The organism is Colwellia sp. NW0002-52-1, from assembly GCF_057550865.1.
In genome coordinates this window covers 346293-368200 of sequence record NZ_BAAJLU010000001.1, presented here as the reverse complement: position 1 = coordinate 368200, position 21908 = coordinate 346293, and the positions used below count along the sequence as shown (strand labels likewise).

At 37.6% G+C, this 21908-nt stretch carries 21 protein-coding genes; 17 read left to right on the top strand and 4 right to left on the bottom strand.

Annotated features, from left to right (window positions below):
• Positions 1–198: 198 nt before the first annotated feature.
• Both AC27H3_RS01490 and AC27H3_RS01485 read left to right on the top strand, forming a co-directional pair.
• Entirely contained in the window at positions 199–810 is a 612-nt protein-coding gene (locus tag AC27H3_RS01490; protein WP_085301447.1) for a DVUA0089 family protein, read from the top strand.
• 165 nt (positions 811–975) lie between these two features.
• Positions 976–2940, top strand: coding sequence for a RecQ family ATP-dependent DNA helicase (locus tag AC27H3_RS01485; protein ID WP_487103137.1), 1965 nt, complete (start codon positions 976–978; stop codon positions 2938–2940).
• Positions 2941–3145: 205 nt separating this feature from the next.
• Here AC27H3_RS01485 and AC27H3_RS01480 read toward each other — a convergent pair whose 3' ends face one another.
• Entirely contained in the window at positions 3146–3634 is a 489-nt protein-coding gene (locus AC27H3_RS01480) for an FKBP-type peptidyl-prolyl cis-trans isomerase (RefSeq protein WP_487103135.1), read from the bottom strand.
• Positions 3635–3642: 8 nt separating this feature from the next.
• A complete protein-coding gene (ygfZ, locus tag AC27H3_RS01475; RefSeq protein ID WP_487103133.1) occupies positions 3643–4608 on the bottom strand; it encodes a tRNA-modifying protein YgfZ in 966 nt (321 codons plus the stop codon).
• Between the two features lie 196 nt (positions 4609–4804).
• Between ygfZ and AC27H3_RS01470 the strand changes: the two genes are divergently transcribed.
• The gene (locus AC27H3_RS01470) at positions 4805–5056 is read left to right on the top strand and encodes an FAD assembly factor SdhE (protein WP_085301451.1); all 252 of its coding nucleotides are present in this window, start codon (positions 4805–4807) and stop codon (positions 5054–5056) included.
• A gap of 187 nt (positions 5057–5243) precedes the next feature.
• Positions 5244–5498 carry a hypothetical protein gene (locus AC27H3_RS01465; protein ID WP_487103131.1) on the top strand — a complete coding sequence of 85 codons (255 nt, stop codon included), beginning with the start codon at positions 5244–5246 and terminating at the stop codon, positions 5496–5498.
• 80 nt (positions 5499–5578) lie between these two features.
• Here the strand turns inward: AC27H3_RS01465 and nadB are convergent, their stop codons facing one another.
• Positions 5579–7177, bottom strand: coding sequence for an L-aspartate oxidase (gene nadB, locus AC27H3_RS01460; RefSeq protein ID WP_487103129.1), 1599 nt, complete (start codon positions 7175–7177; stop codon positions 5579–5581).
• Positions 7178–7397: 220 nt separating this feature from the next.
• Between nadB and rpoE the strand changes: the two genes are divergently transcribed.
• The 12 genes from rpoE to AC27H3_RS01400 all read left to right on the top strand — a co-directional run bounded on the left by rpoE (position 7398) and on the right by AC27H3_RS01400 (position 17610).
• Entirely contained in the window at positions 7398–7976 is a 579-nt protein-coding gene (rpoE, locus tag AC27H3_RS01455) for an RNA polymerase sigma factor RpoE (RefSeq protein ID WP_085301454.1), read from the top strand.
• 77 nt (positions 7977–8053) lie between these two features.
• A complete protein-coding gene (locus AC27H3_RS01450) occupies positions 8054–8647 on the top strand; it encodes a sigma-E factor negative regulatory protein (RefSeq protein WP_487103127.1) in 594 nt (197 codons plus the stop codon).
• Entirely contained in the window at positions 8644–9606 is a 963-nt protein-coding gene (locus AC27H3_RS01445) for a MucB/RseB C-terminal domain-containing protein (protein ID WP_487103125.1), read from the top strand. Before AC27H3_RS01450 ends, AC27H3_RS01445 begins: the two co-directional genes overlap by 4 nt.
• Positions 9603–10079 (top strand): SoxR reducing system RseC family protein, encoded by a 477-nt coding sequence (locus tag AC27H3_RS01440; protein WP_487103123.1) that lies wholly within the window; start codon positions 9603–9605, stop codon positions 10077–10079. The genes AC27H3_RS01445 and AC27H3_RS01440 overlap by 4 nt, the downstream gene beginning before the upstream one ends.
• 88 nt (positions 10080–10167) lie before the next feature.
• A complete protein-coding gene (gene lepA / locus AC27H3_RS01435) occupies positions 10168–11958 on the top strand; it encodes a translation elongation factor 4 (RefSeq protein ID WP_487103121.1) in 1791 nt (596 codons plus the stop codon).
• Between the two features lie 120 nt (positions 11959–12078).
• Positions 12079–12999, top strand: coding sequence for a signal peptidase I (lepB, locus tag AC27H3_RS01430; RefSeq protein WP_487103119.1), 921 nt, complete (start codon positions 12079–12081; stop codon positions 12997–12999).
• A gap of 2 nt (positions 13000–13001) precedes the next feature.
• Positions 13002–13691, top strand: a complete 690-nt coding sequence (rnc, locus tag AC27H3_RS01425) for a ribonuclease III (RefSeq protein ID WP_101685883.1) — start codon at positions 13002–13004, stop codon at positions 13689–13691.
• A 31-nt stretch (positions 13692–13722) separates the two neighbouring features.
• A complete protein-coding gene (gene era, locus AC27H3_RS01420; protein ID WP_487103117.1) occupies positions 13723–14634 on the top strand; it encodes a GTPase Era in 912 nt (303 codons plus the stop codon).
• 171 nt (positions 14635–14805) lie between these two features.
• Complete coding sequence (recO, locus tag AC27H3_RS01415; RefSeq protein ID WP_487103116.1) at positions 14806–15507, top strand: DNA repair protein RecO; 702 nt, start codon at positions 14806–14808, stop codon at positions 15505–15507.
• A 124-nt stretch (positions 15508–15631) separates the two neighbouring features.
• A complete protein-coding gene (pdxJ, locus tag AC27H3_RS01410) occupies positions 15632–16369 on the top strand; it encodes a pyridoxine 5'-phosphate synthase (protein ID WP_085301462.1) in 738 nt (245 codons plus the stop codon).
• 24 nt (positions 16370–16393) lie between these two features.
• Positions 16394–16774 (top strand): holo-ACP synthase, encoded by a 381-nt coding sequence (gene acpS / locus AC27H3_RS01405; protein ID WP_487103114.1) that lies wholly within the window; start codon positions 16394–16396, stop codon positions 16772–16774.
• Between the two features lie 590 nt (positions 16775–17364).
• Positions 17365–17610 (top strand): hypothetical protein, encoded by a 246-nt coding sequence (locus AC27H3_RS01400; protein WP_487103112.1) that lies wholly within the window; start codon positions 17365–17367, stop codon positions 17608–17610.
• Positions 17611–17647: 37 nt separating this feature from the next.
• Here the strand turns inward: AC27H3_RS01400 and barA are convergent, their stop codons facing one another.
• Positions 17648–20422, bottom strand: a complete 2775-nt coding sequence (barA, locus tag AC27H3_RS01395; protein ID WP_487103110.1) for a two-component sensor histidine kinase BarA — start codon at positions 20420–20422, stop codon at positions 17648–17650.
• Between the two features lie 141 nt (positions 20423–20563).
• Here barA and rlmD point away from each other — a divergent pair, with 141 nt between their 5' ends.
• On the top strand, positions 20564–21880 hold the full coding sequence (gene rlmD / locus AC27H3_RS01390) for a 23S rRNA (uracil(1939)-C(5))-methyltransferase RlmD (RefSeq protein ID WP_487103108.1): 1317 nt from the start codon (positions 20564–20566) through the stop codon (positions 21878–21880).
• The last annotated feature ends 28 nt before the right edge of the window (positions 21881–21908 follow it).

The following is a 21908-nucleotide window of genomic DNA, read 5'->3' as shown; positions in this document are numbered from 1 at the left end:
GTTGTTTTTTGATCGTCACAATTATTGTAAGTCATTGCATTATATAGATAAAATTGTCAGGTTATTTTACAAGTCGGATCAGTTGGTTTTTATTTGGTGATGTAACTCATTGTATTTTAAGTTTAATTTTATGTTGGCTTATTTTTTGCTCTTTGTTGTTTTGTACACATTTTTTATATATTTATTAAAGGAATAACAATGAAAAAACTTTTCGCTATTGCTCTTGCATTTGGACTATCAACCGCTGCTAACGCTGGTTTGATAACACAGTCTTTTACGGGTAATTTTGATGATAACGATGCGCGCTATTACATTACATTTGATGTAACCGTAGATAACACCGATGTTGAGTTAATTACTTTGGGTTATGCTGGTGGCGTAAACTTATTTGGTACAACGATTGAAGATGGTGGTTTTGATCCTCAATTATTCTTATTTAATTCAGCGGGTTCATTAATTGAAAGTGATGATGATGGTTCAGGCGTGAGATCAGCGTCAAACGGTATTGCTTATGATTCTTTAATTGAACGTAGTTTAAATATAGGCTCGTACATTGCTGTATTAACACAGTATGATAGTGATTATGAGTCAGGTGACTTATTTCAAGGTGAATGGAGTAACGCCGGCCAAGTAGACTTTGATGGCCGTACGTCTAATTACGCATTTGATATTTCAGGCGAAGATTTAGCAAATGTTAGAGGCCTTGGCTTCAATGTAACACAAACTACTAGTGTACCTGAGCCTGCATCTCTTGCCTTATTAGGTATGGCTTTGTTTGGTATTGTTGGCCGTCGTAAATTTAAAAAGTAAATTTTTACTTATAATAAATTTTATCAGTAATAAGCCTTACTTATGAGTAAGGCTTTTTTATATCTGTTATCTAAAGTTCGTATTCATAAAATAATTAATTGTAATATATGCTGTTATAAAATTTATTCGGTACACTAGTATAAAGAATAAATAATTAGGCTAGATATGTTGCCCCTTCAGCAATCGTTAAAAACACACTTCGGCTTTGATAGTTTTCGAATAGGTCAAGAACAAACTGTTCGGCAGTTGCTTAATGGCGAGTCATCACTTGCTATTTTTCCTACCGGCGCAGGTAAGTCGCTTTGTTATCAATTAGCGGCAATAAATTTACCGCATTTAACCTTAGTTGTATCACCTTTATTGGCCTTGATGAAAGACCAGTTAGCTTTTTTACACAGCAAAGGAATTGCCGCAGCTAGTATTGATTCCACTCTATCGTTCGAAGAAAGCCAGCAAGTAAATCGTGATGTACGTTCGGGGAAAATTAAAATTCTAATGGTCTCGGTTGAGCGCTTTAAGAATGAACGTTTTCGTCAGTTTATTGAGTCAATTGCTATTTCAATGCTAGTAGTTGACGAAGCACATTGTATTTCGGAGTGGGGGCATAACTTTCGCCCTGATTACTTAAAACTGCCACGTTATCGTCAAGAACTGAATATTCCGTTAGTGCTTTTACTTACCGCAACAGCCACGAAACAAGTAAAACAGGATATGGCTGCTAAATTTGCCATTAGTACTGAGCATATAATACAAACCGGTTTTTATCGTAGTAACTTAGACTTGTCGGTTTTACCTGTTGCAGAAGTAGTTAAAAATAAAACCCTAGTTGATTTAATTCAACATCACCAAGGCTGTGGTATTATTTATGTTACCTTGCAGCAAAGTGCTGAAAAAGTAGCTGATTTTCTGCAACAACAAGGCATAGTTGCGAAGGCTTATCATGCCGGATTTCAAGATGATGTCCGTAAGCAGATTCAGCAAGATTTTATGCAAGGTAATACCCCGGTAATTGTAGCGACTATTGCTTTTGGAATGGGGATAGATAAATCTAATATTCGTTTTGTTATACATTACGATTTACCCAAGTCGATTGAAAACTATAGCCAAGAAATTGGCAGAGCAGGTCGAGATAGCAACAACTCAGCTTGCTATACATTGGCTAATCTTGATGGAATACATACCGTAGAAAACTTTGTTTATGCCGATACCCCCGAAAAAAACAGTATTGAGTATGTGCTAAACAATATTCGCAATGAAATGCATAATGGGCAATGGGAGTTACAAGTACTCAGTCTGTCAAATGCTAGTAACATTAAGCAATTAGCACTAAAAACCTTGTTGGTGCAATTAGAGTTACTTGGTGTCATTCGTGCTAAGTTTAGTTATTTCGCTGACTTTAAGTTTAAATTCATCACGCCTAAAGAAGATATAATTCGCGCCTTTAATACCGAACGAAATACTTTTTTAACGCAAGTTTTTAGTGCTGCTAAAATGAAAAAAATCTGGGGAGAGCCAGATTTCGATGTAATGTTCAGCCGTTATCAAGCGCCTAGAAAACGAATTGTTGCAGCATTAGAGTATTTAGCAGATCAACAGCATATTGTATTGGAAACGAAAAAGGCCACTGAAGTCTATAGTGTTGATACAACTGTATTAAATGATAATACTTTAGCGGATAGGTTGTTTAATTATTTTCATGAAAAAGAGCAATCAGAAATTAAACGTATTGATAAGTTAGTGTCATTTTTTCAAAGTGAGCAGTGCTTAACGCAAGCGCTTTGTCATTACTTTGATGATCAGCAAGCGCCTAAAAACTGTGGCCATTGTTCGGTTTGTCGCGGGCAGATAGCAAAACTAGGTTATTCAAACACTGTTCAAGCCGTAAGTTCAGAAACAATTGAACTTGCCATTAAGCAATTACAACAGCATTTTTCTACACTAAAAACCACTGTTCATGAGCAATCTCAGCAAGTATCTATAGAAACAATATGTCGATTTTTATCAGGCATGTCGATACCGCTATTTACGCGTGCGAAAGTCAGGAAATTAAGTTATTTCGGTATTTGTCAAACCATGCGCTATGCAGAGATAAAAACAGAAGTTTTTAAGTTATTGTCTTATACCAATTGATATAAACAATCGATCATTCTAAAGCGGTTTAACTATCCAGTATCTACGTTGCTTTCAATCCCAATAGCCTGCTATTGCTCAATCAAGCGCCTTGCTACTGAAAATTTATCCTCGTTTAAAATTGATCGATTCATTAAATCAATTGGTATTAAAACAAAAAAGGCACCTCATAGGTGCCTTGATCTTTAAGTGTAGCGTAAACTAATTAATGGCTATGGCCACAACCGCCTTCTGCATGGACATGACCATGAGCTAACTCTTCTTCAGTGGCATCTCGCACTTCTAAAATTTCAACATCAAACTTTAAATCAATGCCAGCTAACGGGTGGTTACCGTCAACAGTAATTTCATCGTCTTGCACGTCAATTACTATCACCGTTTGTTCGCCATCATCGGTCGTTGCTCGTAGTTGGCTACCCACATCTAGATCTTCAATACCACCAAACATTTCTTTTGGTGCCGTTTGTACAAAACCGTCTTCACGTTGACCATAGGCATTGTCTGCGCTAACTTCAACTTCAAACTTATCGCCTGCTTGGTGATCAACTAATGCTTCTTCTAAACCAGGGATAAGATAATGTGAACCTTGAATTACCGCTAATGGGCTGTGATCGTATGAACTATCAATTAAGGTGTCTTCGCTATCAGAAACGGCGTAATGTAGTACAACCACTTTATTGTCGGTAATTTTCATATTGTGTCCTATGCTATGTCTGTGTTTGTTTTATATGGTAAAGGGAGTATGGCTAAATTTGAGCTCTGTTCTTTAATTCTTAATTCGGTATTTTCGTCAACATCGTTAGCTAACACACCTTGAATATAAGTTTGATTATTACTTGCTTGATAAGCGGCTAATACATCACCAGCTTTACGCCAGTTCTCACCCAACTTCTTCTCTATAATATCACCTACATTGGCTTGAGTTGCTTCACCTGATAACGCAAAAAGTGCCCGCTTATTTTTACCTAGATATTGCATACGGGCAACGGTTTCTTGACCTAAGTAACAGCCTTTTGTGAAACTAATACCGTTAATCGCCTGTAAGTTAAGCATTTGCGGCACATATTCAGCAATGGTTTGTTGAGCCAGTTGTGGGAAGCCTTCACTAATTTCAAGTAGGCTCCAAACGGCATCATTATAAACAGTACAATCTAATGCCGCTGTAAAAGTTGATAGTTTCGCCGCATTATCAATAATAAGGTAGCGATTCATATTGCCAGCGATATAAACTAACGTTGCATTATCTTGATGAATAACAGGGCTTTGTGCATCAGGTACTTGCTGAAATAAAGCGGCCATTTTTGCGGGGGCTTGTTGCCCGGCAATTGCTAAGTAAGCTTGTTCAGTATCTTCAGCTATTTCAACTTTAGCGAAAACACCAAATTTATTTAATTCAGCTAATGACTGTTGAATCGATGATTTAGGTTGAATAAGAAAAAATTTACCCTCGCGCTCAAGTAATCGAAATGCAGAAAAGACTTTACCTTTAGCATTGCAATGAGCACCAGTTAGCAACTTCTCTTGCTCTAAATTAGCAACATCACAAGTTACTTGGCCCTGTAAGTATTTTATTTGCTCTTCACCCATTAAAGTTATGGCTCCAATACTATTGAGATTAATCGCAAATAGTTCAGGTAATTCGTTATAACTTGGTAAGTTATTATTCATGATGATGTTCATCCGGCAATAAGGCTGAAAAAGTCTGTTAACAAGTAAAGTGAGGACATTTATTCAAATTACAACCACAGGTGTTATTTTTCTGCTATTTTGATAAGACATAGGATGAATTTAATGATCAATTCGTGGCTATTTTTACTGTGGGTTTGTTAGAATATATAAAAATATTTCCTAAGTAGAGTTATGTATGACATTAACAGATAATAAACCTCGATTACGATGGGCTTGTCGACGCGGCATGCTAGAGTTAGATGTACTATTTATGCCATTTGTTGAAGAAGCCTACGATGATCTCTCAGCTGAAAACAAAGCTATTTTCGAACGTTTATTAGTTTGCCAAGATCCTGAGTTGTTTGCTTGGTTTATGGGACACGAAATTTGTGAAGACAAAGAACTCAACGCCATGGTCCAAATTATATTACAGCGCGTTAAAGTATAATATTGAAGTATCGCCCTCTAAGCACAGGGCGATTTTTAATTGGTTATTTTATACGGCTTTTATCTATCTTACGATAACAGTGCTATTCGGCTTTTATCTTTGGTTAAGTCTTTTATGCGTTAGCTGTTTAATTTTTCTTAATTATTTTCATCGCCAGATTTCTCTACTGCTTTCAAACCAACCAAGCTTGAGTCACAATACTTCAATTGATCATTCAATATTAGGCAACTTTGTTTTAACAGATACCGGTGAGTGCCAATTTAATAGCCAAGAAACTCTGCAAATATCAGCAAAATCTCAGATTAATTTATGGGGGTATTGGCTAGTATTTACAAAAAGTGATGCTGCCTTGAAAAAACATTTTGTTTTTAAAGACAGCATATCAAGACAAGATCAGGCACGTATTGCTCGTACCATATTAAGGGTGAAGAAGTATGGCTAAAACAGTAGCGATGAAACAGCAGCTATGAAATTACGTCTGAAAACACACTTAAACAAACTCAGCTAAAGCTAATCAACTAATTACTTAGGTTTTAGAATCGTTACCTTAGCTTCTGCCTGTAAATCAGGGTAATCAAGCGTGTAGTGTAAGCCTCTGCTTTCTTTTCTTTCTAATGCAGAGCGTATAATTAACTCAGCTACCTGTACTAAGTTACGCAATTCTAATAAATTGTTACTTACTCTGAAGTTACAATAATACTCTTCAATTTCACTTTGTAATAATTCAACGCGATGCAAGGCGCGTTCTAAACGTTTGGTTGTTCTTACGATGCCAACAAAATCCCACATAAATAATCGTAACTCGTGCCAATTATGTTGAATCACCACTTCTTCATCTGAGTTAGTTACGCGACTTTCATCCCATGGCGGTAACTCAATGTTAGGTTTATTTAAATTAATGTTTTCTTCAATATCAATGGCGGCTGCACGAGCAAAAACAAGACATTCTAATAATGAGTTACTTGCCAAGCGATTTGCCCCATGTAAACCGGTATAAGCAACTTCACCTATGGCATATAAATTTTCAATGTCTGTTTTACCTTGTTGGTTTATCATGACACCGCCACAAGTGTAATGCGCTGCAGGTACAACAGGCATAGGCTGCTTGGTAATATCAATACCTAATGCTAATGTTCTTTCATAAATGGTTGGAAAATGTTGCTTTATGAAGTCACTTGACTGGTGGCTTATATCTAAATACATACAGTCAGCGCCTAAGCGTTTCATTTCAAAATCGATTGCACGCGCTACGATATCTCTTGGTGCTAATTCTGCTCGCTCGTCAAAGCTAGGCATAAACCTTGTGCCATCAGGGCGAAGAAGCACTGCACCTTCACCGCGTAATGCTTCTGTTAACAAAAAGGTACCTGCTTTGGGGTGAAATAAGCAGGTAGGATGAAATTGGTTAAACTCCATGTTGGCAACGCGACAACCGGCACGCCAAGCCATCGCAATACCGTCACCACTTGCCACATCTGGATTAGATGTGTATTGATAAACTTTACTTGCGCCACCGGTAGCTAAAATTGTTTTTCTGGCAAAAACACGCTCTACATGTTCGTCATTACGATTCCATACATAGGCGCCTATACATTCACGTTTTGCAATCGATTCATTATCTTGATAAACCAAGTCAATGGCATTGTAACGTTCAAATATACGTATTCTGCTATGATTTTTTACTTGAGAAACCAGCGTAGTTTGAATTGCTTGACCCGTTGCATCAGCAGAGTGCAAAATTCGTCGGTGGCTATGACCACCCTCGCGGGTTAAATGATAATGAACATCTCCATTCTCACCAGGTTCGTCTTGATCAAAATGCACACCTTTATCAATCAACCATTCTAAGCATTTTTTCGCATTTTCAGCGGTATATTGTACTGCTGTTTCATCACATAAACCTGCACCGGCAATTAAAGTGTCAGTAACATGAGAAGCCACACTGTCATTTTCATCAAATACCGCAGCAACTCCGCCCTGAGCATAGAAAGTTGAGCCATCATTTATTTGACCTTTACTCAGTATGATAACATCGGCATTTTTTGCTAAATGAAGAGCTAATGATAGTCCTGCGGCGCCACTACCAATAATTAAAACGTCACAATTGTGTTGTTGATTCATATATTTTTGAAATTGGGGTACAATAATTGATAGCTCAATATTAGCTTTTATTGCAGTTACAGAACAGCACTAAACTATTTTTATAAATAAAAATTAATTTTTTTCAATATTTATCGAACTTTTTAACACAAGGCTAGTCCTACTTGTAGCGTTTGCCATGAGCCAGATGTAAACCAGTTGTAGATAAGTTAAATAATGGTGAGTAGGAGATACGGCTCAAATGAGCGAACAGAACGTTGACCAAAAGTTGGTTGAGCGGGTGCAACGTGGTGATAAAAACGCATTTAACCTGCTGGTAACTAAGTACCAACATAAAGTAGCAAATTTGGTTTCACGCTATGTTAAAAACCATAGTGATGTACCCGATATAGTACAAGAAGCATTTATTAAAGCTTACCGCGCCTTACCTAATTTTAGAGGCGACAGTGCCTTTTATACTTGGCTTTACCGAATAGCGGTTAATTGTGCAAAGAATCATTTAGTCGCTGGAGGACGTAAACCTCCCGGCTCAGATATTGATGTTGAAGATGCAGAGATTTATGACTCAGGCGAAGCTTTACGCGAAAATGCCTCACCTGAGAAATTATTACTAACAGCTGAAATTAAGCAGGTTGTATTTAAAACCATTGAGCAATTGCCAGAAGATTTACGCACAGCAATTAACTTAAGAGAGTTGGAAGGCTTAAGTTATGAAGAAATTGCAACGATTATGGATTGTCCTGTTGGCACTGTGCGCTCAAGAATATTTAGAGCGCGTGATGCAGTAGATAAAAAAATTAGGCCGTTATTGCAAGAATAGTAAAAGCAAGTACATAGAGTATTACTCAATTATTTTTATTGAGTGATGAATGAAGTATTAGATTTTAAGGTATATTTATGAGTGAAAATAAGTTTGAGAATGTATCGTCGGTTGTTGATAACTATCAGCAAACAGATGAATTGTTTGATGAAATACTCAACGACTCACACTTGTCAGCAACCTGGCAGCGTTACCATTTAATGGGTGATGTTATGCGCGGTGATACTTCTGATGTTATTGATCTAGACCTTTCATCAACTATAGCCTCAGCTATTGCAGATGAACCAACAATTTTAGCACCTCGTGCAAACAATAATGTTGTTGATAAATTAAAGGCTAAAGTTGTACAGTTTGCCAAGCCTTTTGGTCAAATGGCCATTGCAGCATCTGCGGCAGGTCTTATGGTTATGGGAGTTCAGCAAAACTCAGCAGATAACGATGTTTTATTACCTGAGACTCAAGTTGTAAAAACCATGCCATTTGGTGGGGTTGCAGAACCAGTAAGTTTAAACTTCCAACAAACCAGTCGCACAAGTGAAAAACAAGCGTTTATTGAGCAACAAAGACGTTTTCAAGCGTTATTGTCTGATCATCATCAACAAGTTAAATTAAGCTCAGTTGATGTAAACTCAACAACTGAACAAGATAAGGCTGCAGAATCAGCTAAATGAAATTAATATCAAGTCTGCTGCTATTGGTCACCATTAGCACATCAGTAGCAGCCAATGAAAATGAACAAGCTGAACCTTGGCTTGAGCGCCTTGCACAATCCTTACAAACGCTAAACTTTAGCACTTCATTTGTTGTTGTTAAAAATAATCAAGCTGAGCCTTATCATTGGTTTCACGGTGTTGATGAAAGCGGCAACGAATTAGAAATATTGTCTTTATTAAATGGCCCACGCCGAGATGTATTACGTAAGCACAATACGGTAAGTTATATTGAACCTGAAGCACCTCCTTATTCAGTATCTTCGCAACAAATAGCGGGTCCTATTCCAGCTGTTTTACGTGAAGGTGTTACACAACTGGCAAAAACTTATGACTTTATTTCTGTTGGGCGTAGCCGTGTTTTAGGGCGACCAGCTCAATTAATTCGTATTGTTTCTAAAGACGTTTATCGATATGGTCATTGGCTTTGGTTAGATCAAAAAACTGGTATGTTATTGAAATTGGCCTTAGCAAATCGTACTGGGCAATTACTGGAACAAATTCAATTTACGCATTTAGATATTACTGATGATTTAAGCGAAAGCTTAATGCAACTTCAGCAAACAGCCTTGCCTGCTGTGATTGAAATACCAGACGGTTATCAAGAACAAGTGCTTCAGTGGCAAGTAAAGTGGTTACCTGAGGGCTTCACGCGATTAAATGCGAACCGTCATCGTATCTCAGCGACTAAAAAGCCTGTTGAGTTTATGCTTTTTAATGATGGCTTAGTGGATGTTTCAGTTTATGTTAATCAGTCAGAAGAAAGACAAAGAGCAACAGATTACGTTATGGACGGCGCAACCGTTGTATTAAACCAAGTTATTAACGGTTTTGAAGTAAGCGTAGTGGGTAAAATTCCAGCCAAAACAGCAAAAGCTATTGCTGACTCTGTTATTTTTACGCCTAAAGAACTGCCATGATTGAAGAAAAGGCGACAGTAGTCGCCATCGATAATGATAATGTTACCGTCACTAGCTTGATTAAGTCAGCTTGTGGTGGTTGTCAGCAAGTTGACAACTGCGGCAGTGGCCAAGTAGCGAAAGCATTTCCGCAAAAAAAATTAACTTTAACGATAAAGTCACCCTTAGCACTCGCATTGGGTGACCATGTTATTTTAGGTTTGAATGAAAGTGCTTTATTACAATCAGCTTGGCAAGTTTATTTATGGCCACTGTTAGGGTTAATAATATCGTCTTGGTTTGGTCAGTGGTTAGTAAATAGCGCCATTTTACCTCATGAAATATTCGCTATTATTTTTGGCTTTATTGGTGGTTATAGCGGATTTTTATTAGCTAAAAAGCAACAAATAAAAAGTGCTACCTGTGCAAAACTAGCACCAAAAATAATCCGTAAAGAACCTCAAAACATCGCGATTACAGAAATCACTGATTGATTCGCAACAAAAGATAGCCCCAACGCGCTAAATTCGTTAAAATCTCGCCATAATTGAATTAACTACAAGCTTATTTGACTTCCCATTTATGAAACATATTCGAAATTTTTCTATTATCGCCCATATTGATCACGGTAAATCAACATTATCAGATCGCCTAATACAACATTGTGGTGGTCTACAAGAACGTGAAATGGCAGCTCAAGTACTTGATTCTATGGATATTGAGCGCGAGCGTGGTATTACCATTAAAGCGCAAAGTGTAACATTAGACTATAAAGCGAAAGACGGTGAAACTTACCAACTTAACTTTATCGACACGCCAGGCCATGTTGATTTTTCTTATGAAGTATCACGTTCTTTAGCTTCTTGTGAAGGTGCGCTTTTAGTTGTAGATGCTGGTCAAGGTGTTGAAGCCCAAACGGTAGCGAATTGTTATACCGCTATAGAAATGGAATTAGAAGTTATCCCAATTCTAAATAAAATTGATTTACCGCAAGCCGATCCTGAGCGCGTGAGTGAAGAAATTGAAGATATTATTGGTATTGATGCAACAGGTGCTGTTACTTGTTCAGCTAAAACCGGTTTAGGTATTGAAGATGTACTAGAAACTATTGTTGAAAATATACCACCTCCGGTAGGTGATTCAGACGCACCACTTCAAGCACTTATTATCGACTCATGGTTTGATAACTACCAAGGGGTAGTGTCATTAGTAAGAATCATGAATGGCCAGGTTAAAAAAGGCGATAAAATGGTGGTTATGTCGACAGGACAAAACCATATTATCGACAAAGTAGGTATTTTTACACCTAAGCAAACAGATACTGGTATCTTAAAAGCCGGTGAAGTCGGCTTTATCATTGCTGGTATTAAAGAAATACATGGTGCACCTGTAGGTGACACTATTACTATTCTTAAAAAAGAAGCTGATAAAGCGTTACCTGGTTTCAAACGCGTTCAACCGCAAGTGTATGCGGGTATTTTCCCAATAAGCTCTGACGATTATGAAAATTTTCGTGATGCATTGAATAAATTAAGTTTGAACGATGCCTCGTTATTTTTTGAACCTGAAAATTCATCAGCGCTTGGTTTTGGTTTCCGAATTGGGTTCCTGGGTATGCTGCACATGGAAATTATTCAAGAGCGACTAGCTCGTGAATATGACCTTGACTTAATCACCACTGCGCCTACAGTAAATTATGAAATAGCCTGTACTAATGGTGATGTTATCTCTATTGATAACCCTAGCGACATGCCAGCAACAAATAATATTGATGAAATTCGCGAACCAATTGTACAAGCTAATATTTTAGTGCCACAAGAACATTTAGGTAATGTTATTACTTTATGTATTGAAAAACGTGGTGTACAAAAAGACATTATTTATCACGGCAATCAAGTTGCGGTAACTTATGAATTACCAATGGCTGAAGTGGTCATGGACTTTTTTGATAAGTTAAAATCAACCAGTCGCGGTTATGCTTCATTAGATTATCATTTCGTACGTTTCCAATCAGCTGACATGGTGCGTGTAGATGTCATGATTAACGGTGATAGAGTTGATGCCTTAGCTATGATCACGCATCGCGCGAATTCAGTTCCTCGCGGTCGTATGTTAGTTGAGAAATTAAAAGAATTAATTCATCGACAAATGTTTGATATCGCTATTCAAGCTACTATTGGTAACAATGTTATCGCGCGTACAACCGTTAAGCAATTGCGTAAAAACGTAACCGCAAAATGTTACGGTGGTGATATCTCGCGTAAGAAAAAATTATTACAAAAACAAAAAGATGGTAAGAAACGCATGAAGCAAGTAGGTAATGTTGAAGTACCTCAAGAAGCGTTTTTAGCTGTACTTAAACTGGATAAATAATTAATCAAACCGGTGACTTACTAACATTACTTTTGTGCTACTTTACAGTGATAAACGTAACCAAGTAAGTCATTTACTCATCAGTTTGATCTTAGTGTAGAACTAATAAATAGGAATAATATGGCAGTTTACTTTTCAATTTTTCTAGTCATTGTTACCGTAGTTACTGGTATTGTATGGCTTGCGGATAAGTTTTATTTAGCACCGCAAAGGCAGCTTAAATTAGCAGCAACGCAAGCACAATGTGATGGCGAATTAAGTGATGATGTTGTAAGAAAAATCGTAGAAGCACCTGCTTTTATTGATACGCCAGTGCAAATATTTCCCGTTATTGCCTTTGTTTTAATATTACGTTCATTTATTTACGAGCCATTCCAAATTCCGTCTGGCTCTATGATGCCAACCTTGCTTGATGGTGACTTTATTTTGGTGAATAAGTTTAACTACGGTTTACGCGATCCTGTGGCACGTAATAAGTTTGTTGAAGTAGGTTTGCCTGAGCGTGGCGATGTTGTGGTATTTAAATACCCACAAAACCCACAAATTGATTATATTAAGCGCGTAGTAGGTTTACCGGGTGATCGGGTAATTTATAAAAATAAAATTTTATACATTAAGCCCGCCTGTACCGCTTCAGATGATAAATGTCCTGACTTTGAACAAGTAGAACAAACCTTTAAAAATAAAACTGATTATAACGACCAAGGCATGCCGTTATCACGTTACACCTCAACCATGGGGGAGAAAACGCATGACTTATTAGTTAATGAGCAAATTTTACCGCGCGTTCAACACTACTTTAGACAAGGTGGCACTCAAAATAATGAATTTGTTGTTCCTAAAGGGCAATACTTTGTTATGGGTGATAATCGTGATAATAGCTTAGATGGACGATTTTGGGGCTTTGTACCTGAAGAAAACCTAGTCGGAGAGGCTGTTGCTATTTGGATGAGCTTTGATTTCGACCGTTCAGCAGACAGCTTTTTACCAAGTTGGATACCAACAAATGTGCGTTTTTCTCGAATCGGCGGAATTGAATAGCTGTGTTACTTAATCCTACCGCGATTGCGCGGCTATCAAAAAAAATTGGCTATACTTTTAAAGAGCCTAACTTATTGGTGCAAGCGTTAACGCACCGAAGTGCTAAAGGTGCTCACAATGAGCGCTTAGAGTTCTTAGGTGACTCAATTTTAGGTTTTGTTATTGCTGAATCTCTGTATCAAAAATTTCCAAAACAAGCTGAAGGCGATTTAACACGTATGCGCTCAAGCTTGGTAAAAGGTGTAACCTTAGCAGAAGTGGGTCGATCCTTCGATTTAGGACAGTATTTAATCTTAGGTCCAGGCGAACTTAAAAGTGGTGGTCATCGTAGAGACTCTATTCTTGAAGATGCAATTGAGGCTATCCTTGGGGCTGTTTATTTAGATTCAGATTTACCAACCTGCCAAGCACTTATTTTAAGTTGGTTTGAGAAGCGCTTAGCCGATATAAAACCAGGTAATGAGCAAAAAGATCCAAAAACGCGTTTGCAAGAATACTTGCAAGGGCGAAAAATTCCGTTGCCACAATATGATGTAATTAATACCACTGGGCAATCGCATAATCAGCAATTCACGGTTCGTTGCACAACCAGTGTGCTTGAAAATGAAGTAATTACAAAAGGCACTAGCCGTCGTAAAGCTGAGCAATCAGCGGCTTTGCAAGTGCTTACATTAATCGAAAAAGCTAAATAGCTTTTTTGACAATAAAGTTGATAATCTAATTATGACTACAGAACAAACCCATTGCGGTCTTATCGCTATCGTTGGTCGACCAAATGTTGGTAAATCTACATTACTTAATACTTTGCTTGGTCAAAAGGTAAGTATTACCTCGCGTAAACCGCAAACTACACGCCATCGTATACTAGGCATATTAACTGAAGGTAATAACCAAGCCGTATTAGTTGATACTCCAGGTCTTCATTCAGAAGAAAAACGGGCGATTAACCGTTTAATGAACCGCGCAGCAAGCAGTACGTTAGCTGAAGTTGAAACCGTGGTGTTTTTAGTTGAAGGTACACATTGGACTACAGACGATGAAATGGTACTTACTAAAATTAAAAACAGTGGTGCGCCATGTGTTTTAGTGGTGAACAAAATTGACAATATTCAAGATAGAGACACTTTACTGCCACATTTACAAAAATTAGGTGCTATGCATAACTTTGCTGATATTGTGCCTATTTCTGCCAGTAAAGGCGACAACGTTGCTGCAATTAAAGACATTTGTTTTAAAGCACTGCCAGAAGGCGACTTCTGGTTCCCAGAAGATTATATTACCGACCGTTCAAGCCGTTTTATGGCATCAGAGATTGTTCGCGAGAAACTGATCCGCTTTACAGGTGATGAGTTACCTTACTCAACTACTGTTGAAATTGAACAGTTTAAGATTGATGATAAAGGTGTTTTGCATATTAACGCCTTAATCTTAGTTGAGAGAGCAACCCAAAAACGCATGGTTATTGGTAATAAAGGCGAAAAATTAAAAGTTATTGGCCAAGAATCAAGACGCGATATGGAAAACTTATTTGAACGTAAAGTTTTTTTAGAAACGTGGGTTAAAGTCAAATCAGGTTGGGCAGATGACGAACGAGCGTTAAGAAGTTTAGGTTACGGTGATGATTATTCAGGTTAGTTGTCAGAGACTAACCTAAGTTCGATAGCGTAGATTAATAGTTTTTATTGTCTTAGAGCATTAGAGTTGCTTAGATCTGATCATCAACGAAGTAACTTTTGTGTTCAACTTCCATATTCTCACTGAGTAAATAGTTCGATAGCCTTGAACCAACTTAGATAGCAGATACCAATGCAAGAAATTACCCAATCAGCTTTTGTACTTCATACTCGGCCATACCGAGAAAACCAGTTATTGGTTGATTTATTGACTGAGCATGACGGCAAGTTGGCAGCATTAAGTTATATTGGGCATTCTACTAAATCTAGTCGCAAGGCTTTACTACAGCCATTTTTACCGATTAGCATCACCTTAAAAGGGCAGAGTAGCCTTAAAAATTTGCTCCGTGTAGAGCCGATCGGCAAGTCATACTTGTTAAAGCAAAACGCCTTATTTAGCGCATTTTATATCAATGAATTATTAGTGAAATTACTGGGCGATAATATTGCTTGCGGCGATCTGTTTCAGCAATATCAAAGGTGCCTTCAGACTTTAGCCCAAACCAGCAATATTGAAGTTTGTCTGCGAGAGTTTGAGTTAACGCTAATGGAAGAATTAGGCGTTTCATTTGATTTTTCGTTAGTATTTGAACATAGCGCTCAAGGTTTTTATTATTTACCCGACGAAGGTTTTATACCCGCTTATACCGCTTTAAAACAAACTTGTTATAACCGTGAGCATTTAATCGCTATTGCTCAAAACGACTTGTCGTCACCTGAAATACTCAGTACATTTAAAGCCTTAATGAGGCAAGTTATAAATCACTTGCTCAATGGTGTACCTTTAAATAGCCGAAAATTATTTAGTAAAAAAATTACAAACCTGAATATATAGATATAAAGCGCAAAGTGCTTTTAAAATACTAATTAACATCAGCAGCATAAAGCAGTTTAGTGTTTAGAACAGTTTTTAGAACAGTAATCAGAACCGAATTCAGAATATTAAGAAGAGATTGAGCATGAATGATATTTTATTAGGCGTAAACGTAGACCACATAGCCACCTTACGACAAGCCCGTGGCACAAACTATCCTGATCCTGTTTATGCGGCTTCGGTTGCTGAGCATGCTGGTGCCGATGGCATTACGGTACACTTACGTGAAGACCGTCGCCATATTCAAGACAGAGATATTTATGTATTAAAACAGACTTTGCATACTCGCATGAATTTTGAAATGGCCGTTACCGATGAAATGTTAGATATTGCCTGTGATGTAAAGCCTGTTTTTTGTTGCTTAGTGCCAGAAAAACGCGAAGAGTTAACCACTGAAGGTGGCTTAGACGTTGCAGGTCAACAAGATAAAATTAATGCTGCGGTAGCACGTTTGGCTGACTCAGGTATTCAAACAAGTTTATTTATTGATGCCGATAAAAAGCAAATTGACGCGGCATTGTTGAGTAAAGCGACTTATATTGAAATTCATACCGGGCAATATGCAGAAGCAGTAACTGAGCAAGAACAAAAGCTAGAGCTGGAACGTCTAATCGAAGGTATAGAATATGCCCATGGTTTAGGCTTAAAAGTGAATGCTGGCCATGGTCTTAATTATTTTAATGTAAAACCTATTGCAGCTATCCCTGAAATAATAGAGCTGAATATTGGCCATGCCATTATCGCCCGCGCGGTTATCGATGGTTTAGATAAAGCAATACGCGATATGAAACGTCTAATGCTTGAAGCACGCGGTTTAGCTTAAATTGGCACCATAGAGGGTTATAATTTGTCAGTGGTTGGAATTGGCACCGATATTGTTGATATTCGCCGTATTGCTAAAATGTCTAGCAATGCTCAGCAGCGTCTGGCAAAGCGAATTTTAACGGAAAAAGAGTTTCAACACTATTTAACTCTCAAACAGCCTGAACGTTTTCTTGCTAAACGTTGGGCTGGCAAAGAAGCGGTAGCTAAAGCATTAGGGACTGGAATTGCCAATGGCGTCTCATTTCAACATATTGAAATAGTATCTTTAGCATCAGGCCAACCTACTCTCGAACTTACTTCACAGGCGCTAACTTTAGCGAATGAGTTAGCTGCTACTTCTTGGCATATATCACTTTCAGATGAAGTTAAATATGCTACTGCTTTCGCTGTTTTATCAAAATAGCTTATAAAAATAAGCCTCTAATAAAAGTATTTACTCTAGTTAACCTGAACGCTTGATACTCAAGTGAATCAAGCGTTCAGGTGGTAAAGTAAATGCTATAGCAAAGTGAACATCACGAATAGACATCATCAATGCTTCATTTTATGCCATTTTCAAGGCAAAAATTTTATGAATAGCGCGCTATTTATCGACGTTTTAACGCAGATAATGGCTTCAAAGAGAGCATTGAGAAAGTACTGCTTATCCAGTGTTCAGGTTATATAACCTGAACACTGGATAATGAGTGCTTGATACTCAAGTGAACCAAAAGCTTAAGTGGTAAAGTAAATGCTATCGCCAGGTGAACATCACGAATAGACATCATCAATGCTTCATTTTATGCCATTTTCAAGGCAAAACGTTTATGAATAGCGCGCTATTTATCGACGTTTTAACGCAGATAATGGCTTCAAAGGAAGCATTGAGCAAGTGCTGCTTATCCAGCGTTCAGGTTATTTAATAATAAATTTAGTCTTTGTAATCATATCTGTTCTATACTTAAATTACGCAGATTGAGTTTTTGAGTTGTAGCTGTTGATTCAGGAGTTGAAATGGAAACGGAAAAATACCCAATTGTTGATAGACGAGAAGAGCCCCCTGAGCAATCAGTATGGTGGTCTAAACTCTCATTAGCGCAAAAGTTTTCCGCGAGCAGCCTTGGAAAATTTGGTTACGAATTATGTTTTGTTCGCAATAATGAAGGGCATAGTTTAGCGGTACTAATGTGCAATTCCGGTATTGCTGTTATTACTGAAGATGGCGATATTAATACTTCACCAGATATTAAAATTCGCTAACGTTTAGTCTTACATATTCTTTTGTGCTTCTGATACTTTATATTTTTTTGATAAAATCTTCAGCATCTTCAAGCACCAAATCTATTTGTTCAAAAAATTCAAAAAATTCTGGCTGTAAATCATCTAAGCCAATTCCTCGTTTTAATTCTGTTTCAAGTTCATGAGTTACTTTTCCTAAACTCGGTACGCCAGAGTAGCAGCACGCGCCATTAAGTTTATGGATGAGTACCTTCAGTTGTTCTATATCTTGAGATATAAGTGCTTCAGATATATTAACTTTACTTTCAGGTAAGCTATTTACCAAACCAACAAACATATCTTTAGCTAACATTTGCTTTTGACCAGCGCGTTGCAGCGCTAATTTCCAGTCTATAATTTGGGGCCTATTACTCGCAATAGTTTCGATAAACGGTAACTCTAGCTTTGGAGAACTAGCTAGTTGAGTTGAATCACAGTATTCATAAATACTATGATGTAACATAGCTTCATCTATGGGTTTGGTAATAAATGAATTAAAGCCATTACTGAGAATTTTATCTTTTTCTTCACCAAAAACATGCGCTGTTACAGCAATTATAGGTGTTTGCTCATTAAGTGTTTGTTGACGAATAATACCTAATGCTGAAATGCCATCAAGCACAGGCATTTGTATGTCCATAAAAATGAGATCAAACCTTTCATTTTGGCAAAGAGCAACAGCCTCAGCACCGTTTACTGCTGTACTAACATCAACGACTTGTTCGAGAAGTAATTCTTTTATTAATTTTAAGTTGGCCTCGTTATCATCTACGGCGAGTACTTTGATCGGTACTTTTTGGTCTGATACTTCAATAATATGACCACCTTGTATTGTTGCTGAAGGCACCAGTGTTTTACTAAGGCGTTGAACTGTAATGGGTTTACTAATACAAGTTTTAGCGCCACTTGAAATTAACGCTTCATGTAAACTAGGTGAATTACTATTAATCGCAAGGTGCACTGATGGGATAATATCTTTGAGTGTAAAGAGTAATTTTTTTGCTTCATTAAGGGCTACAGGCGTAACATCATGGCCTATTAATGCGAAGTCAAAAGAAGCTAATGCGGCTTTATCCTGAAGAATTTCGTCTAAATCGCTACGTAATTGAACCGCTGTTGTTTGCATCTGCCAACTTGCTAATATTTCGCTGGTAGCTAAACGGCTTGCTGCATGCGGTTCGTAATAAAGTATTGATTTTCCAATTAAGCATTCAGGCGCTGATACTTGTATAGTTGGTATCGTGTTTAATTCACACTGAAAGGTAAACCAAAAGGTAGAACCTTCACTTTCCATACTCTCAAAACCAATATTCCCCTGCATTTCTGACACTAAACGTTGTGATATAACTAAACCTAACCCCGTTCCGCCATAAATTCGCGTAACGCTCTTATCACCTTGACCAAAAGCTTCAAAAATTGAATTTTGTTGCGCTCCAGGAATACCAATCCCCGTATCTTGTACTGTAACTCTGATTTTATAGAGATTATTTTCAGTAACATTTCCTTCAAGGTTAATATCAACCGCGCCCTTATCAGTAAACTTAATCGCATTACTGGCTAGGTTTACCATGACTTGCTTTATACGCATGGCGTCACCGATAAGCGAATCTGGTATTTGTGGGCTAACACGTAAAGATAATTCTATATTCTTTTTATGGGCACTCGGCGCGAGTAAGGTAAGTGTTTCTTCAACAGACTCACGGATTGAGAACGGAATGTTTTCAATAATCATTTTGCCAGCATCAAGCTTAGAGAAATCTAAAATATCATTAATAATAGAAAGTAAACTCGCGGCAGAGCGCTCTATCGTTTGCAGATGATCACGTTGTGTATCGCTTAATGGCGTTTTTAAAACTTGGCGTGTAAAACCAATAACGCCATTAAGTGGCGTACGCAACTCGTGGCTCATATTGGCTAAGAATTCAGATTTAACCTTGTTGGCATCTTGTGCCTTGCGCTTGGCAATATCTAACTCAACGTTTTGAATTTCAAACTGCTCTAAACTTTCTCGCAAGTCGATAGTGGCTTGATCAATACTGCGTTGCATTTCGTCTTGGTAATCGCCAAGAGATTGCGCCATGGCATTCACACCATTTTTTAAAAAGTTTAGCTCGCCAACAAGTTGACCACTAATCCGGCTCTCGATTTTTCCTTCTCTAATACGATCTATAGCTAACACCATTGAAGATATTGGCCGAGTAACGCTGTTAACCAGTTTAAAGGCAAAAAGAGCACTGATAATAAAACCAACGAGTAAAATAAAAAATACCGTTATCAGTAGCTGTTGTTGAGCATACTTAATGGTGCTTGTGTCAATTTGAAGTGCAATATAACCGACAATATTCATATCAGATGTAATTGCTGAGTTTTCAGTTGAAAATTCGTCAATAATAGGCGCACGAAAGATAAGGTAATTACCTTGTTCATCAAACTGTATGCGTTTGGGTAAACCTTGCCCTGGTCTTACCCGTAAAGTATGCGTATCGCCATGATACGCACTAGTGACAAAAACTTGGTTGTCTTTAGTAAATATTGCAATACTTTTGATAATGTCTGACTGACTGCGATGACTAAAGCCGATTAAGGTCCTTAAGTCATCTCTTTTTTTCTCTCTTAACGGTTCAGCGCTACTGATAGCTAGCGGAGAAATAATACTGGTAGCACGTTGGTAAATAAATTGGTCGAGTTCGCTGTAGCGGCTATAAGATAGATAGCCGGCAATAATTAAACTAAGTATGACTGTCGGAAAGATGGTAAGTAAAATTACCCACTCTTTCAGGCTTATTTTATGCATTATTTGCTGAACTTTAGTGTGAAATTTTTAGGTTAATAACGCTATAATGGCACAATTAAGATCAATACCAAATAGATAATCGTTTACTATAACAGCAAATGGGTAATTTATGCTGCTCATTGTTCGCAAACTAAGATAACTATGGCAAATTTTTTTAAAGCAAGCCCCAAAAAAGTAACAGCTCTACCAAACTTAACGTTGAAAGTAAGCCATCTAGATCATCAAGGTTGTGGTGTTGCATTCCATAACAAAAAGCCGATTTTTATTGATGGTGTATTGGAAAATGAAACGGTTGAAGTAAAAGTATTTGAGCAAAAAAGTAAATTCGCCAAAGCTAAGTTGCTTAATGTTGTTTCGGCGAGTGATGACCGTACCGAGGTTAAGTGTCGGCATTATTTCCAGTGCGGCGGATGTAACCTACAGCACATGGTTTATCAGCAACAGCTGGTGTATAAGCAAGATAAAATAACACAATTGTTTTCTCGTCAAGCACTCGAACAAAACTTACCATGGCAAGCACCTATTGTGAGTGAGCCATGGCATTATCGCCGTAAAGCAAGAATAGGCGTACAATATAATAAGCGAGGCGAACCTATTATTGGCTTTCGCCAACGTGAAAGTAACCATTTAACAGAAATTAAATCATGCGCTGTTCTTGTGAATGATTTTGACCATGTTTTTGACGAGTTAAAGAAAACCTTGCCCAAACTTTCAGGAAAAAATGCGGTTGGGCACATTGAAGTGATTTCAGCTAACGTTAATGTAGTTGTTATTCGACAGCTTGTTAACATTACAGCGGCAGACAAAAAGGTTTGGACTCACTTTGCTAATAATAATCAATGGCAAGTCTATTTTGATGATGGAAAAAGCATTTCGCCATTACTCGAAGATGTAGCCTTAAGTTATGCCCTAACCGATACTTTAGATATTGGTTTTACCGTGCAAGATTTTATTCAAATAAACCACCACGTTAATCAAAAGATGATAGCGCAAGCTCAAACTTGGTTAGCATTAAATGAAAATGACGTTGTACTCGATTTATTCTGTGGGTTAGGTAACTTTAGTTTGCCGATTGCTCAGCAAGTCAGCCGTGTTGTTGGTATTGAAGGTGTTAGCGCTATGGTAGACAAAGCACAAGACAATGCCTTAAAAAATGGCATTACTAATTGTCGCTTCTACCAAGCAGACCTTAACAGTGATTGGCAACAACATGATTGGATAAAAGAAAAATATACCAAGGTTTTGCTTGATCCCGCGCGTGCCGGAGCTTACGAAGCGTTAGTACAATTGCTTACTTTTAAAGTCGAAACAGTGCTATATGTTAGTTGCGATCCTGCTTCTTTAGCACGTGATGCCAAGTTACTGATTGAACATGGTTATAAAATTGAAAAAATTGCCTTAATGGATATGTTTTCGCAAACAAAGCATGTTGAAACTATGGTAATGTTTAGCTTATAAAACGGATCTAACATTGAATCACAGGTAG